This is a genomic window from Actinoplanes sp. CA-142083 (assembly GCF_050942195.1).
GTDB lineage: Bacteria > Actinomycetota > Actinomycetes > Mycobacteriales > Micromonosporaceae > Actinoplanes.
Genome location: NZ_CP192076.1, coordinates 3,393,858 through 3,409,893, shown reverse-complemented (window position 1 = coordinate 3,409,893; position 16,036 = coordinate 3,393,858). Strand labels below are relative to the sequence as shown.

Genomic DNA, 16,036 nt, shown 5'->3' with positions numbered 1-16,036 from the left:
AAGCTAAGGCCGGCTGGGACCGCCGTTATTGAACAGAACGGCCATCGACACCCCGTGGTCGTGCCCGCACCCGCAGGACCGCTCGACGTCGCCCAGGAACCGCCGCGGCGTGTCCCCGGTCAGCCGCACGCACTCCCGGGTCAGGTGGGCCTGGTCGGCGTAGCCGGCATCGACGGCGAGCCGGGCCAGTCCCTCCTCGGCCGGGCGCCGTCCCCGCGCCAGCGCTGCCTGCGCCCGCGCGAGGAAGCCCTGGAACCGCAGAATCCGGTGCAGCGCCTTCGGTCCCATCCCGATCGCCGACCGGCACCGGCGGCGGAAGCTCCGCTCGGACACCTCCAGCGACGACCAGATCGAGCCGAGGCCGGCGGTCCGCCCGGCCATCAGCCGGCCCACTGTTTCCGCCACGAGCGGGTCCACCGCGTCCACGCGCCGGCCCACCAGCTCTTGCAGGGCCGCCAGAACGTCGGAAGGGTCACCCGCCGCCCCGGCCTCCACGAGCTCCGGCACCGGCACGCCGAGCACCGCAGCCGCCGCCCCGGGCCGGAAGCGAAGGCCCACCACGGTGCTCCCCGGCGCCAGCGTCTCGATTCGCGGCCCGGTCAGCGGCCCGACGACGAACGGCGGCGCACCCACCCGGCACACGAGCTCGACCCCGCCGCTGGGCACGCTGCGATGAACGTACGGCGTCGCGCCCACCTGCTGCACCCACGTCATCGAGACGTGCCCGGCCAGCGCGGCGACCGGCGGCATCTCCCGATAGGTCTGCCCGGCCATCCCGCGATTATCGCAACAGCCCGAAGACGACGCCCGCCACGACCGCGCCGATCGCCGCCCCCACCACAACCTGGGCGATTGTGTGGTCCTCGAGCCGCACCCGCGACCACCCCACGGCCGCCACCACCACCGCGGAAGTCAGCAGAACCGGTCCGAATACGATCACCAGCACGACGGCCGACCCGGCGGCCACTCCCGTGTGGATGCTCGATTTCCAGAAATGGTTGATCCCGGTGGCGATGACTCCGCCGGCGAACGACGCCACGATCAGCGCGATCAGCTCACGCGGCGCGCCGCCGGCGGCCAGGAGCCCCATCCCGGCGAGCACCGACCCGAGCCCGAACAGCAGCGGCCCGGTCCGCTGCGACCGCACGCCGATGTGCCGGTCGCTCAAGCTGCCGCGGCGCACGCCGCGCAAGATCATCCCGTACGGGACGACCGCGCAGAACAGAGCGCCCACCAGCCCCCACCCGACGTTGCCGGCGTGCGCCCCGATCACCACCGGCATCACGGCGGCCAGCACCGCGGGCGCGAAGACCTCGGTGAGCAGCCGCGCGATCACAGATGCCGGTCGAGGAACTCGGCAACCGTCCGCGACAGCGCCACCCGGTGGTCGGAGAGCGCGTGATCGGTCGGGAAGACGTGATGCTCCAGCCGGCTCCCGCCGTACGCCGAAACCAGCGGATGGTGATGCACCTCCGGCGGCGACACCGGGTCGCGACCGGTCCCGATCAGCAGCACCGGTCGCCCCGCGAGCCGCGGCGCCAGCCCGGCCAGCTGCCACGACGGCCCGGCCGCCTCCATCTCGGCGACCAGAGCCTCGGCGCTGGTCCCCCGCAGGGGCAACAGCTCGCCGGCCCAGTCCGCCACGAGAGAAGCGTGCGGCGAAGCGGCCGCCGCGCCGAGGTCGAAGCCGGCCACCGAGGCGACCGCCTGGACCGCCGGATCCGCGGCCGCCGTCATCAGCGCCGCGAACCCGCCCACGCTGTGCCCCACCACCGCCACCCGCCGCGGGTCGAGCCGGGGATCCTCGCGCACCGCCGCCACCACGGCCGCCGCGTCTTCGAGGACGTGCGCCCACGACCAGTCGCCGCCCACGCCCCACGAGCCGCGGTAATGGAACACCAGCGCCGCGTACCCCTGGCGGCGCAGCTCCTGCGCCAGGTCGAAGTTCCGCTCGTTGCCCGGAAACCCGTGCAGCAGCACCACAATCGGGTGCGGCCCGTCGCCGCCCGGCAGATGCAGCACGCCGAGCAGCGTCTCGCCGCCACTGGCGAAGGTGACCGCGGGAGTGGCGGCGAACGTCATGATCGGGACGTTATCAGCTGGTCGTGATGAGGAACGGTGTGATTTTCGACGTTCCCGGCCCGACCGGGACCACCGCGCCGCGCAGCGTCGTCGCGTCCTGCCAGGCGAAGCTCACGAGAGGCTGATCGACCTTCCCGCCGCGACTCGCGATCCACTGATCCACCAGAATCGCGCGGTCCGAGAAGCGGATCCCGGTGACGCGCTCGCCCTGGGCGCGATCGCTTTTCCCGTACGTGAGCGCGACTCGTTCCCCGTCCGGCGAGAGACGCACAGCGCCCACCCAGGCGCAGCTGAGCGTCGGCAGCGGGAACTGGTCGATCTGCTGCCCCAAGATGGTGTCGAACAGCACGGGCGTGCACGGCGCGGAGTCCCGGACCAGCACCAGCCGGTTCCCCACGAGGTCGGCCGCCCGGATCCCGCCGCCGAGCGCCTTGTGCGGCACCAGCACCCGTTCCCGGCCGGATCCGAGGTCGTGCTCGACCAGGCCGGCCGGCCGCCACAGGTACGCCGCGGTGCTGTCGGCCGTCAGCATCGACACCGCCTCGCCCTTGCGGCGCACGTCCCGCTTGAGCTGAACGGCGCCGTCCGCCGCGGTGACCACCAGGTTGATTTGCAGGCCCTCGACGTCGACGCCGTCGGAGCGCGGCGTGCCGGGCATCAGGTCGTGCGCGCCGAGCGCGACGATCCGCCCGTCGTCGAGCCCCACGAACCGGTCCCAGCCGTCGGCGCCGTCCACCCAATGCGGCAGGATCTCGTCGCCGGGCACGAGCTCGCCGACCCTCGTCGTGCCGCTGAGGTCGACGGTGAGCCCGGGCCCCGACTCGTAGACGCCATTGGCGCCGTCCAGCATGAGCCGCTGGGCGGGCACCTCCGCCGACGGGCTCGGCAGTCCGGTCGCGGGCGGCAGGGCGGGTTCGCGCTTCTCCACCGAGCGCAGCGCCAGGGCCACGCCGGCCAGCGCCACCACCGTGGCCACGCCGGCCGACGTCGCCGCCAGCCGCCGGCGCCGGTTCCGCCGGGCACGGCGGTACACGTTGTCGAGCTTGCCCGCGTACCCGCCGGTCGCGCTCGCCGCCGCCCGGACCGCCACCTCGACCTCTCGGGGAATCTCGTTCATCGTCACTCCTTGTCGGTCAGGGTGGTCCGCAGCGCGGCCAGGCCGCGGGAGAGCCGGCTCTTCACCGTGCCTTCGTTGAGGCCCAGGGCCGCGGCCGTCTCAGCGGTGCTCAGGTCGAGCAGGATCCGGCAGGTCACGACGGCCCGCTGGGGCGCCGGCAGCGCGGCGAGGGCGTCGCGCGCCACGACCGCGGTGTCGGACGGCGCGTGCTGCGGGTGGTCGGCGTCATCGGCGGGCGGGCGCTCCCGGCGCACCTTGCGCCACCACGAGGTGGCCCAGTTGAGCCCGACCCGGAACACCCAGCCGGCCGGGTTGTCGAGGTGCCGCACGGTCGCCCATTTCGCGTACGCCCGCGCCATGGCCTCGTCGGCCGCCTCCTGCGCGAGGTCGTCGCGGCGCAGCGTCACCGCCAGGGCCCGGTAGACGCGGTCCACGTTGGCCCGGTAGAACGCCTCGAACTCCGCGTGTGACGAGCCCTCGTCGACCGCCATAGTCGCAACCACCATGCTCAGTACACGCGGTTCCCCCGGCCGGGGTTCCCGGCGCAGTATGGTCGCATGACTTCGCCGGATGTCGTGGACGATCTCGAGGCCGAGCAGGATCAGATCGAGGCGCTGCTCAGCAAGCTCTCCCCCGCCGACTGGGTCGCGCCGTCGGCCGCCGCGGGCTGGAGCGTGGCCGACGTGGTGCTGCACCTCGCCCAGACCGAGGAGGCGGTGACGCTAGCGGTGAGCGGGGCGCCCTTGGAGTGGGCGGTCTTCGGCGACTCGGTCGACAGCGCCATGGAGGCGATGGTCCGCAGCCAGCCGGCGCCGCCCGCCGAGGTCTTCGAGCGCTGGCGGACAGCCCGCCGCGCCTCGGTGGCCGCGCTGCGGGCCGCCGATCCGCAGGCGCCGGTGCGGTGGGTGGCGGCCGCGTTCAAGCCGCGCACGCTGGCGACGACCCGGCTGGCCGAGCACTGGGCGCACGCGCTCGACGTGGCCACCCCGCTGGGCCTCGACTATCCGGACACCATGCGGCTGCGGCACATCGCCTGGCTGGGGCACAGCACCCTGCCGTACGCGTTCCGCCTGGCCGGCGAGCCCGCGCCCGAGGTGTTCGCCGAGCTGACCGCGCCGGACGGCTCGGTGTGGCGGTTCGGCGATCCCGCGGCCGCGTCGTCGATCACCGGCAGCGCCGGCGCGTTCTGCCGGGTGGGCGCGCGCCGTCTCGCGCCGGCGGATTCCGGTTTGCGGACCCAGGGGCCGTACGCCGAGACGGCGCTCCACCTGCTGCGCAACTACGCGTAAGAAGTGTTCATGTTTCGGATCTTTCGTGGGAGGGGTGGTCGGCCGAACGGCGGTTCTGCCGGTCAGCGCCGGAAACCACACTGGCGCGGTGACGAGTCAGACTCCCCTGTGGGGACCACCGCCGCAGCGGCCCGGCTTCTGGGCCCGGCTGTCGCCGATCCAGCGGGTCGGCCTGATCGCGGCCGCCCTGGTGCTGCCGTGCTGTGGGGGCGCGGCGGTGGCCGGCGCGCTGTCCGGCGATCCGAAGCCGGCGATCGTCGAGACGCCCGCGGCCGCCGAGGCGGGGGCCGTGGGAGACGCGCCGGTCGAGGAACCCACTACGGAGTCCGTCACCGTCGACCCGGCCGCCACCGGGTCGAGTGACGCCACGCCGGCGCCGCTCGTCACGACGAAAGCCGTCACGAAGAAGACCGTGAAGGTCACCAAGTCGGTCGCGTTCGCGACGAAGAAGGTCGACGACGACAACCTCGCCGAGGGCAAGACCAAGGTGACGACCAAGGGCGTCGCCGGCGTGCGCACGCTGACCTACGAGGTCACCATGACCGGCGGCAAGGAGACCGGCCGCAAGCTGATCAGCGACACCGTCACCAAGAAGCCGGTGACCAAGGTGATCGCGGTCGGCACCAAGCCCGCGTCCAACGGCTGCGATCCCAACTACACACCGTGTGTGCCAATCGCCTCCGACGTCGACTGCGCGGGCGGCAGCGGGAACGGCCCCGCCTACGTCGACGGGCCCGTCACGGTCGTGGGCAGCGACATCTACGACCTGGACCGCGACGGCGACGGCACCGCTTGCGACAGTTAGGCGCTTTCGTCCCTTTGCGCGCTCACCGCGACGCGATTACCCTCCGTTTTCGGCGACCATGCGTCACCGCCGCCGCACCAGCAGCGACGTGACGGGCGCTGACCTGCGCTTTCGCCAATGCGGTTGCCTGACTAGCCAGGTAACGGCATTGGCACGCCGGATATGCGGGAAGAACTGCGGAAACGCAGATCACTTAAGGATTACTAAAGGTTCCCGCTAGATCGAGATAATGGTATTGACCGCGGGTTCATGATGTTTGACGTGGCGATCGAATCACGCGACTCACCGACACCCCGGGCACGGCACAGAGCGAGCCCACGGGCGTACCACCAGGGCGGTTCCGCATCAAGTCCGCACCTGCGCGAATATTTTCTCGAACGCGAGACACCATATCCCGAAGTGCTCGACGTCCAGCGCGGGGGCGCCATTCAGGCCCTCACCCGCGACGTTCTTATTCGCCGTTCGCTGGAGATGTCGCCGAACGGCTTCATCACCATCATCAGCATCATCCAGGGCGTCGCTCTGGCGCTGCTGGCCCAGAACGCCTTTCCCAGTCCGTCCCCGCTGGTGATCTGCCAGAGCATCGCGCTGATGATGGTCTTCGTCGCGATCTTCTACTACTACCTCACGCTGAGCATCCTCATCCGGTGGGCGCCCTCGTTCCTCGACTGCTTCCTTCCGTTCGCGGTGGCGGGGCTCGAGATACCGCCCGCGTTCTTCCTCGGCAACACGGTGGCCTGGAACTTCTCGGTCGCCGCGCTGTGGTTGTTCTTCGCGCTGGCGTTGTGGATCACGACGAAGTGGTCGCCGCCCTCGCATTTCGCCAAGGTGCCGATGGCCCATCGCCGCTACCTCCAAGGCCTCCAGGAGTGCCGGCTGTGCCTGATCCTCGGCGGCACCGCCACTGCCGCCTGCGGCCTGTTCGCCGCGCTCGATCCCGGCCACAACCTGTTCTGGGGCCTGACCGGCACCACCACGGTCCTCGGCGCGATCGGCGCCCAGATCTGGCGCATCGAGATCCGCGTTTCCCAGATCCACGCCCTCTACGGAGTCAACCGCCCACCCTTCAACTAGCCATTGCCCACTGTGGATGTGACAACTATGTTAACGTTCACAAACCGTCCGCGTCAGGCTCCCCCCTGCCTCCACGGACCGACGCCGTCGCTCTCCCCGATGCGACGCCGGTCCGGCAGAGCCGCATCCCCCACGCCACGGAAGAGGTCAGCAATGGCACGTTCCCGTACGCGAAAAGCCCTGCTCCCGGTCGCCGCCGCCGGCGTACTGGTGGCAGCGCTGTTCACCGGCGCCGCCCCGGCGCAGGCCGCCACGACGCAGCCCTGCGACATCTACGCCTCCGGCGGCACCCCCTGCGTCGCCGCGCACAGCACCACCCGCGCCCTCTACGGCGCCTACGCCGGCTCGCTCTACCAAGTGCGCCGGACCTCCGACAACGCGACCCAGAACATCGCGCCGCTGGCGGCCGGCGGGGTCGCGAACGCCGCCGCGCAGGACTCGTTCTGCGCCGGCACCTCCTGCGTCATCACGATCATCTACGACCAGTCCGGAAGGGGTAACCACCTCACCCAGGCGCCGCCCGGCGGGTTCCAGGGCCCGGCCGCGGGCGGCTACGACAACCTCGCCAACGCGGTCGCGGCGCCGGTCACGGTCGGCGGCCACAAGGCGTACGGCGTCTTCGTCTCGCCCGGAACCGGCTACCGCGACAACTCCACCAACGGCATCGCCACCGGCGACCAGCCCGAGGGCATGTACTCCATCTTCGACGGCACGCACTACAACGGGGGGTGCTGCTTCGACTACGGCAACGCCGAGACCAGCAGCCTGGACACCGGCAACGGCCACATGGAGGCCATCTACTTCGGCAACAGCAAGGGCTGGGGCTACGGCGCCGGCAACGGGCCGTGGGTGATGGCTGACCTGGAGAACGGCCTGTTCTCGGGCGTCAACGCGGGCTACAACGCCGGCAACCCGTCGGTGAGCCACCGGTTCCTCACCGCGATCGTCAAGGGCCAGCCCAACCACTGGGCGATCCGGGCCGGCAACGCGCAGTCCGGCGGCCTGTCCACCTACTACAACGGCGTGCGGCCCAACGTCTCCGGCTACAACCCGATGAAGAAGGAGGGCGCGATCATCCTGGGCATCGGCGGCGACAACAGCGTCAGCGCCGCCGGCACGTTCTACGAGGGCGTGATGACCTCGGGCTACCCGTCCGACGCCACCGAGAACTCGGTCCAGGCCAACATCACCGCCGCCGGGTACGCGACCGTCGCCCGCCCCGGCCCGGCCGTCGGCTCGGCCATCTCGCTGCGCGCCACCACCGCGTGCTGCACCACCCGGTACATCACGCATTCCGGCACGACCGTCTCCACCGGCGTGGTCTCCTCGTCGAGCTCGGCGACCGACAAGGCCAACGCCACCTGGTACGTCCGTTCCGGGCTGGCCAACAGCGCCTGCGTCTCGTTCGAGTCGCGCAACACGTCCGGCAGCTACCTGCGGCATTCCAACTACCAGCTCTACCTGAACGCCAACGACGGCAGCGCGCTGTTTGCGAACGACGCGACCTTCTGCCCGCAGGCCGGCGTCAACGGGCAGGGCAACTCGTACATGTCGTACAACTTCTCGCTGCGCTACCTGCGCCATTACAACAACAGCCTGTACATCGCGGCCCACGGCGGCTCGACCTACAACTCCGCCACCGCTTGGCCCGACGACGTGAGCTGGGTGTCCACGGCCCCCTGGACACCCTAGCTCTGATGGGCCGCCCGGGCCCCCAGAACCCGGGCGGCCAGACACGCCGACGTCTCACTCCTCGCGGTCGGCGGCGTGCCGGCGGCCCGGGAAACCCAGTCCCGGGCCGCCGTTCTGTCTGATCTGGACCACTACCACTAGGATCGATGCGTGGACGTCTCGATCACGGCGGGCGACGCGGACACGTTGCGGGGATTGCGTTCCTGGCTCGTCGACGAGCCTGCCCTGCGCGGCCGGGTGACGACCCGCGACAGCCCGCCCGCCGACGACAAGCTCGGCCCGATGCTGGAAGCGCTGGTCGTCGCGGTCGGCCCCGGCGGCGCCGCGGCGGCGCTGGTCACGGTCCTGGTCACCTGGCTGCGGCAGCAACGCGCCGACATCACGGTCAAGGTCGAGCGCCCCGACGGCAGCTCCTTCGAGATCACCGCGTCCCGGGTGAAGGGCGTGGACATGGCCGCCCTGCGCACCGAGATGGAGCGACTCGCCCGCGAGATCGAGCCGCCGTGACCGACCTGACCGGCCCCGGCGTCCGCGCCCTGGTCATCGGCACCGCCACCCACACCGGGCCGGCCCTGCCGCCGGTGCCCGCGGCGGCGCGCGGGGCACACGCGGTCGCCGCGACCCTCACCGACGTCTGCGGGGTCGCGCCGGACGCCGTACGCGTCATCATCGACCCACCGCAAGCAATCGACATGGCGCAAGCCGTCGCCCAGGCCGCCGCCGAGGCCGAATCGGTGCTGCTGGTCTACTTCGTCGGCCACGGCCTGCTCGACCCCGCCGGCGAGCTGCACCTGGCGGCCGCCGGCACCGACACGCTGACCGCCGGGATGAGCGGCCATCAGGCGCTCGCCTTCTCCGCGGTGCGCCAGGCCATCGCCGATTCGCCCGCCGCCACGGTCGTCCTGATCCTCGACTGCTGCTTCTCCGGCCGCGCCCAGCTGCCCGACGCGGCGCCCACCGGCTTCACCCCGCCGCCCGTGCACGGCGCCTACGTGCTCGCCTCCGCCGAAAACCTGGCCGACGCCCCCTCGGACGCCGAGCTCACCACGTTCACCGGCGCCCTGGTCACGCTGCTGCGCGACGGCGACGACCGGGCCGCCCACCTGCTCACCCTCGACGTGGTCTACGACCGGCTGCGGGGCCGGCTGCGGGCCGCCGGAGCGCCGCTCCCCCGCCGGCAGATCGGCGACACCGCCGGCTCGCTCGTGCTCGCCGTCAACCGCGCCGCGCCACCGTCCCGCGAGCCCGAGCCGCCCGGCGAGGGCAACAGCCCCTATCCCGGCCTCGCCTCGTTCGGCGTCGACGACGCGAAGGTCTACTTCGGACGCGAGAAGCTGGCCCGGGCGCTGCTGGAAAGCGCCGGCGAGGCGGCCGAGGCGGGCCGCCCGCTGCTGGTGGTCGGCGCCTCCGGTTCCGGCAAGTCCTCGCTGCTGCAGGCCGGCCTCGTGGCGTCGCTGGCCGGCCGGCCCGTCGCCACCATCACCCCGGGCGAACAGCCGACGGATGCCCTGCGGCGGGCCCGCCTGGGAACGGACCGCTCGGTCCTCGTGGTCGACCAGCTGGAACAGCTGTTCACCCTGTGCAAGTCCACTGAGGAGCGTGCTCGTTTCCTTGCCGCCCTGCAGGATCTGGCGCACCTCCACCTGGTCGTGCTCGCGCTGCGCGCCGACTTCTACGGTCAGGCCGCCGAACGCCCCGAGTTGAGATCCGCGCTGGAGCACCAATTCCTGGTGACCGCCATGGACGCCGGCGAGCTGCGCGCCGCGATCGAAGGCCCCGCCAAGGTGGCGAACCTCAGCCTGGCGGACGGCCTGGCCGACTTCATCCTCGACGAGCTCGGCACCGGCGACCGCCTGCCGCTGCTCTCCCACACGCTGCTCGCGACGTGGCAGCACCGCGAGGGCAACCTGCTCACCGTTCGTGGCTATCGCGCGGCCGGCGGGGTCGAGCTGGCCGTGGCGACCAGCGCCGAGCGCGTCTACGAGAGCTTGGGCGCGGGGTCGCGCGAGGCGCTCCGGCGCATGCTTCCGCGCCTGGTCCAGGTCGGCGACAACACCCCCGACACCGTACGGCCTACGTCGCGCGACGATTTGTTGAGGACCGACGACGACCGCCTGGCCCTGGAAGCCTTCACCGACGCCCGCCTCATCACCCAGGACCAGGACTCGGTCCGGCTCAGCCACGAGGCCCTCCTGCGAGTCTGGCCCCGCTTGGTCGAGTGGCTCGACGAGGACCGGGATTGGCTGCTCATCAGCCAGCGCCTGGCCGCCGACGCGGACAACTGGGCCAGTGGCGGCCGCGACTCCGGCCTGTTGTATCGCGGCAGCCGCCTCGCCGCCGCCCGCGAGGGCTCCCAGTCCCACGACCTCCCACCCGCCTCGGCCGATTTCCTCGCCGCCTCCACCGGCCTCGAAGAGCGCGCGACCCGCCTCCGCCGGATGGTGACCGCGGTCCTCGTCGTGCTGCTGGTGCTGACCGGCGCCGGCGCGGCCGTGGCCGTGCTGGCCCAGCGGGAGAGCAGCAAGCAGCGCGCCGAGGCCGAGATCTCCCGCAACCAGGCACAGGCCCGCGCCCTGGCCGGCGTCGTGGCCCGGATGCGCGAGAACCAGCCCGGCCTTGCCAAGCAACTGGCGACGGCGGCCTACCGGCTCGACCGCACCCAGGGCGGCCAGGCCGTGCTGAACAGCGCCGGCATCCCCGGCCAGCTCGCCGCCGCCTACAAGGTCTTCGACCTGGCCTCCGGCCGAGCCGGGAACGTCCTGGCCCTCTCGACCGGCGCGGAGCTGCTGCTGTGGGACACGGCCTCCAGCACGCCGCTGTCCCGCGTCGCATCGGTGCTCACCGGCCCGGTCGCGGTCTCGCCGGACGGCAGGCTGCTGGCTGCGGCGGTCGGGCCGCCCGGCGCGGACAACTCCGCCGTCCTCGCCGGCTTCCCGCAGATCGAGCTTCCCCGGCCCGAGGTGCGGCTCTGGGACATCAGCGATCCGCGCCGCCCCGTGCCGGTGCGGCCGCTGCCGACCGACGCCAAGAGCATCACCACCCTGGCGTTCTCGTCCGACGGCCGGGTGCTCGCCGGCGCCGGGACCGGCGGGAAGATCCATTTGTGGGACACCGGGAACCCGGCGTCGCCCCGCGAGCTCGCGCCGGTGACAGGTCACCGCGGCCGGGTCGACTCGGTGACCTTCGCACCGGCCGGGCGCCTCATGGCCAGCAGCGGCGCCGACGGCACGGTCCGGCTCTGGGACCTGACCGACCCCGCGCGGCCGGTGGCCCGGGCCCGGCTCACCGGGTCGACCGCGCCGCTCGAGGACGGCGTCCGGATGATCCAGCACCGGGTGTCCTTCGACCCGACCGGCAAACGGCTGGCGTTCGCCACGCTCAGGAAAAATATCTACGCGCCGGCTCTGAAAAGGGAGATCCCGGCCCTCTACGACGTATCCGACCCGGGCCGTCCCCACTCGGTCTACCAGCAGCCGGCCGAGCTGGACTGCGACCGCATCCACGCGATCCTCCTGCTCGACCACGCTGTGATCACCTCGTGCGATCTGGGCCGGGTGCAGACCTGGGTACGCGGGAAGACAACCTTGCCGGAGGCCAAGGGACAGTCGACGCTGGAGCCCAGCGCCAAGATGCCGATCGCGACCGGCGGAAGCCTGCAGACCGGGGCGTTGCTCGCCCGCCCGGACGCCGCGGGTCTCCGGACGGTCGCGGTGGCCGGCACGGCCGGCGTGTTCGTCTGGGATGTCACCGATCCGGCCCGGTCGGGCCCGGTCGCGACGACGATCGCCGGGCCCAACGGGTTCTCGATCCGGGTGCGGTTCAACCCGGCCGGGCCACCGCTGATGGCCGAGCACAGCGGCCGGGACGGCACCCGGCTGCTCGACTTCTCCGACCCCCGGCACCCCAAGCTGGCCGGCACCGTCGCCACCACGGGCGACGTCGACAAATGGTACGGCCAGGAGTCCGGGGGTGGTTTCGCGTTCCGCCCCGACGGCGCCGTGGCCGCCGCCACGAGAATCGTGAAAGAGCGTCCGCACGTCGTGCTGCTGTCGACGAGCGCGCCGGGCGGCCCGCCGCTCGCCGAGATCACCACCGGCCTCGACTACGGCGCCGCGGCGCTGTCCTTCTCGCCCGACGGCCGGCTGCTCGCCGTCGCCGACCACGAGAGGGTGCCGCACCCCGAGGTGGAGCCCTCGGTGAAGATCTTCGACGTCGCGGACCCGTCCCGGCCCCGGCTCCTGTCGTCGTTCCCGGCGCTCACCTGGGACATCGCGTTCTCCCCCACGGCTCCGATGATCGCCGCTTTCACCCGGAAAGAGATCATCCTCCAGGACCTCACCGATCCCGCCCATCCACGCGCGCTGCGCGGGTTCACCTTCCCCACCGCGGGCGGGCTGACCAACGGCCTGTTCACGCCGGACGGCAAGCGTCTGATCGCCGGCGACACAACGCAACAGGTCCGCGACTTCACCGTCGGCGCCGACGGGCTGTCCGTGACTCCGGTCGTATTCCTCGGCCAAGGGGGCGGCGGCAACCAGACCCTGATCGCGATCAGCGCCGACGGCAAGACGCTCGCGCTGCGTGGCGACACCGAGAACGACGAGATCGATCTCTGGGACATCGGCCGCCAGGATCTCCCGCGCGTGCGGACATCGCTGGTCGTGCCGGATCTCTCGGGGCTCGACGTCGTGGCGTTCAGCCCGGACGGACGGTTCCTGGCCGTGAAGAGGAGCGAGAGCACCGAGCTGTGGGCGATCGACCCGGGCCTGGTGGTCGACACGCTCTGCCGCCTGGGCGGCGACAAGATCACGCCGGAGCAGTGGAACGCCTACGTCGGGACCGACGTGCCGTACGACCCGCCCTGCAAGTGACGATCGATAGATCGACAACTCTCTAAATTGGATGTTCGGCCCATGCCGTGGCACATCCAGGTGCGGTCGGATCGAGGCGACCGGTATAACCGTTCGACCTAGGAGGGACCGTGCGCACACCATCCCGTGCGTTACCGGCAGCCGCCACGATGCTTCTCGCCACCGCGCTTGTCGTCGTCGGGCTGCCGACCGGCGGCCAGGCGGCGCCCGGCGGGCCGGCACGAGCCGAGGCTGCCCGCACGCCTGGTGACGACCACCTGGACAAGACCAAGGACAACCGCCGCGGGCAGATCGCGCCTACCGAACGGCAGCGGTCGCTCGCGGCTTCGGCGGGCGCGAAGGCCCGCTGGAACAGCTTCGGCACCCCTGCCGCGCTCACGCCGGCCGCGAAACCGCTGGCGGCGGGCCTGCCGTCCGACCCGATCGCGGCCGCCCGCGCCTACGTGGACGCCAACCGCGAGGTGCTCGGCCTGACCGACCGGGGCGCGGACGCGCTCGACCTGCTCACCTCCGCGCCGCTGGGCACGGGCGCCGCCGTGATCTTCCGGCAGCGCTTCGGCGACCTGGTCGCGGGCCACGACGGCCTGCTCGCCGTCGGCGTGCGCGACGGCCAGGTCTGGTACGTCAGCTCGTCGCTGGCCCGGGACGCGGCCGCACCCCAGCCGGCCACGCTCACGGCGGCCGACGCTCAGCGCGTCGCAGCCGCGGACGCGGGGATCGCGAGCCCGACGGTCATGGCGAACCGCCTCGTCGCCGTGCCCACCGCGGACCGCGGCGCCCGCGCGGCGTACCAGGTGACCCTGGGCGCGAATCTCGGCGGGGCCGAGCCGGTCGCGTACACGACCTATGTCGACGCCCGCGACGGCGGCGTGCTGCTGCGCGAGGACATCGTCGACGCCGACCACGACAACGCCGAGTGGGAGGCGTTCCCCTCCTCGCCGCCGGTGGACTACTCGTCCCGGGACACCCGGCAGACGTGGTGCTTCGCGCCGCAGCGGGGTTGTGACTACGTGATCGGGACGGCGTCGTCGCCGAACGCCTGGGATGTGCTCGACGGCGCGCCCACGTACACGACGCTCGGTAACAATGCTGTGGCCGTACACAATTGGAACTCGAGCGATCCCTTCACCGTAGGCACCGAGACGGCGACGGCGAAGCCGAGCCGTGACTACGACTACAAGTGGACCAACCAGTGGCAGAAGGAGAAGTGCTCGCCGACGGTGTTCGAGAGCGCGCAGCGCAACGACATCGACGCGGCGCGGGCCAACCTGTTCGCCATGCACAACCGGATGCATGACTGGGCCTATCAGCTCGGCTTCACCGAGAAGACCTGGAACATGCAGGACGACAACTTCGGGCGCGGCGGGCTCGGCAACGACTTCGAGCAGGGCAACGCCCAGGCCGGCGGGATCAGCGGCGGGCCGCCGGACTTCGCGGCGCGCGACAACGCCAACCAGATCACGCCGCCCGACGGCGAGGCGCCGATCACCAACATGTACCTGTGGCAGCCGATCGCCGGCTCGTTCTACGCTCCGTGCGTGGACGGCGACTACGACATGTCGGTCATCGGCCACGAGTACACGCACGCCATCACCAACCGCATGGTCGCCGGGCCGGACGCCGGGGTCAGCACCCCGCAGGGCATGAGCGAGAGCTGGTCGGACCAGCTGGCGATGGAGTACCTCAACGAGAACGGCTACGCGCCGCACGGCATCCGGGCGTACACGGTCGGCCAGTACGTCACGTCCGACCCGATCGCCGGGATCCGCAACTACAACATGAGCCAGAGCCCGCTCAACTACAGCAGCATCGACTACGACTTCGTCGGCCTGCAGGTGCACGCCTCGGGTGAGGTGTGGACGGCGACGAACTTCGACATCCGCGCCGCGATGATCAAGAAGTACGGCGCGGGCACGCCGTCGCTGCAGAAGTCCTGCGCGGCCGGGCGCACGCCGGTGACGTCCTGCCCGGGCAACCGGCGCTGGGTGCAGCTGGCGTTCGACTCGTTCCTGCTGATGGCCAACAGCGCGAACAGCATGGTGGACGCGCGGGACGCGATGCTCGGCGCCGACCTCGTCCGGTTCGGCGGGGCCAACCAGGCGCTGCTGTGGAACGCGTTCGCGAAGCGCGGCCTGGGCGAGGGCGCGGCCAGCGTCGGCGCCGGGGACGTGAACCCGACGCCGAGCTTCTCCTCGCCGTACGCGTCGGAGGCGACCGTGGCGTTCCGGCCGGTGGACGAGTACGGCCGGCCGGTGCCGAACGCGAAGCTGTTCGTCGGCAACTACCAGGCGCGGGCCGTGGCGGTGGCCGACACCGACCCGGCGACGGCGCTGCCCGACACGGTTTCGCTCGTGCCCGGGACCTACACGTTCATCGCGCAGGCGCCCGGCTACGGCGAGGCTCGCGTGAAGGCGACCTCGTTCCGCTGGGCCAAGCCGTCCCGGCTGACCGTACGAATGCCGCATAACTTGGCGTCCGGCAACGCGGGCGCCGTGGCCACCGGCGACGGCATCAACCTGGCGCGTCTGGTCGACGACGACGAGGCCACCAACTGGGCGTCGCTGGCGAGCCCGGTGGCCGGCAAGCAGGTCACCGTCGACCTGGCCGGCGGGGCGCAGAAGGTCCGGCGGGTGCAGGTGAGCGCCATGCTGCGGCCGCAGATCGCCACCGACCCCGACGGCGCGGTCCAGAGCCGGTTCTCCGCGCTGCGGCAGTTCCGGGTGTCGGCGTGCACCGCGTCCGCCACGGTGACGTGCTCGTCCGCGGCCGACTTCAAGACCGTCTACACCAGCAAGGCGGACGCCTTCCCGTCGATCGCGCCGCGCCCCCGGGCGCCCGAGCTGATCGTGCGGTCGTTCGACATCCGCCCGACGACCGCGACGCACCTGCGCTTCGAGGTGCTGACCAACCAGTGCACCGGCGGTCCCGACTACGCCGGTGAGCAGGACAACGACCCGCGGGCCAACACCGACTGCGGCACCGCGAGCGCGCAGGCGCTCAACGTACGCGCGGCGGAGTTCCAGGCCTTCGGCAGCTGAGCCGGCACTAGAAAAGGCGGGCGGGTCCACTCGGACCCGCCCGCCTTTCGTATACAACCTTTTGACGC

General features: G+C 71.9%; 12 protein-coding genes. 7 read left to right on the top strand and 5 right to left on the bottom strand.

Annotated features, from left to right (window positions below):
• Positions 1 to 3: 3 nt before the first annotated feature.
• From ACQPZX_RS15570 to ACQPZX_RS15550, 5 genes are read right to left on the bottom strand one after another with little or no spacing between them, the layout of a single operon-like run.
• A complete protein-coding gene (locus tag ACQPZX_RS15570; protein ID WP_433380583.1) occupies positions 4 to 774 on the bottom strand; it encodes a DUF6597 domain-containing transcriptional factor in 771 nt (256 codons plus the stop codon).
• Positions 775 to 781: 7 nt separating this feature from the next.
• On the bottom strand, positions 782 to 1,333 hold the full coding sequence (locus tag ACQPZX_RS15565) for a phosphatase PAP2 family protein (protein ID WP_433385257.1): 552 nt from the start codon (positions 1,331 to 1,333) through the stop codon (positions 782 to 784).
• On the bottom strand, positions 1,333 to 2,082 hold the full coding sequence (locus ACQPZX_RS15560) for an alpha/beta hydrolase family protein (protein ID WP_433380580.1): 750 nt from the start codon (positions 2,080 to 2,082) through the stop codon (positions 1,333 to 1,335). Before ACQPZX_RS15560 ends, ACQPZX_RS15565 begins: the two co-directional genes overlap by 1 nt.
• Positions 2,083 to 2,095: 13 nt before the next feature.
• Positions 2,096 to 3,199, bottom strand: coding sequence for a hypothetical protein (locus ACQPZX_RS15555; protein ID WP_433380577.1), 1,104 nt, complete (start codon positions 3,197 to 3,199; stop codon positions 2,096 to 2,098).
• Between the two features lie 2 nt (positions 3,200 to 3,201).
• Positions 3,202 to 3,690, bottom strand: coding sequence for an RNA polymerase sigma factor (locus tag ACQPZX_RS15550; protein WP_433380574.1), 489 nt, complete (start codon positions 3,688 to 3,690; stop codon positions 3,202 to 3,204).
• A 66-nt stretch (positions 3,691 to 3,756) separates the two neighbouring features.
• Here ACQPZX_RS15550 and ACQPZX_RS15545 point away from each other — a divergent pair, with 66 nt between their 5' ends.
• The 7 genes from ACQPZX_RS15545 to ACQPZX_RS15515 all read left to right on the top strand — a co-directional run bounded on the left by ACQPZX_RS15545 (position 3,757) and on the right by ACQPZX_RS15515 (position 15,968).
• A complete protein-coding gene (locus ACQPZX_RS15545) occupies positions 3,757 to 4,488 on the top strand; it encodes a maleylpyruvate isomerase family mycothiol-dependent enzyme (RefSeq protein WP_433380571.1) in 732 nt (243 codons plus the stop codon).
• A gap of 88 nt (positions 4,489 to 4,576) precedes the next feature.
• Positions 4,577 to 5,293, top strand: a complete 717-nt coding sequence (locus ACQPZX_RS15540; RefSeq protein ID WP_433380568.1) for a G5 domain-containing protein — start codon at positions 4,577 to 4,579, stop codon at positions 5,291 to 5,293.
• Positions 5,294 to 5,692: 399 nt separating this feature from the next.
• A complete protein-coding gene (locus ACQPZX_RS15535; RefSeq protein WP_433380566.1) occupies positions 5,693 to 6,367 on the top strand; it encodes a hypothetical protein in 675 nt (224 codons plus the stop codon).
• A gap of 153 nt (positions 6,368 to 6,520) precedes the next feature.
• A complete protein-coding gene (locus ACQPZX_RS15530) occupies positions 6,521 to 8,059 on the top strand; it encodes an alpha-L-arabinofuranosidase B (protein ID WP_433380563.1) in 1,539 nt (512 codons plus the stop codon).
• A 150-nt stretch (positions 8,060 to 8,209) separates the two neighbouring features.
• The gene (locus ACQPZX_RS15525; RefSeq protein WP_433380560.1) at positions 8,210 to 8,566 is read left to right on the top strand and encodes an effector-associated constant component EACC1; all 357 of its coding nucleotides are present in this window, start codon (positions 8,210 to 8,212) and stop codon (positions 8,564 to 8,566) included.
• The gene (locus ACQPZX_RS15520; RefSeq protein ID WP_433380557.1) at positions 8,563 to 12,930 is read left to right on the top strand and encodes a caspase, EACC1-associated type; all 4,368 of its coding nucleotides are present in this window, start codon (positions 8,563 to 8,565) and stop codon (positions 12,928 to 12,930) included. The genes ACQPZX_RS15525 and ACQPZX_RS15520 overlap by 4 nt, the downstream gene beginning before the upstream one ends.
• A gap of 110 nt (positions 12,931 to 13,040) precedes the next feature.
• Positions 13,041 to 15,968 carry a M36 family metallopeptidase gene (locus tag ACQPZX_RS15515; protein ID WP_433380554.1) on the top strand — a complete coding sequence of 976 codons (2,928 nt, stop codon included), beginning with the start codon at positions 13,041 to 13,043 and terminating at the stop codon, positions 15,966 to 15,968.
• Positions 15,969 to 16,036: the final 68 nt, after the last annotated feature.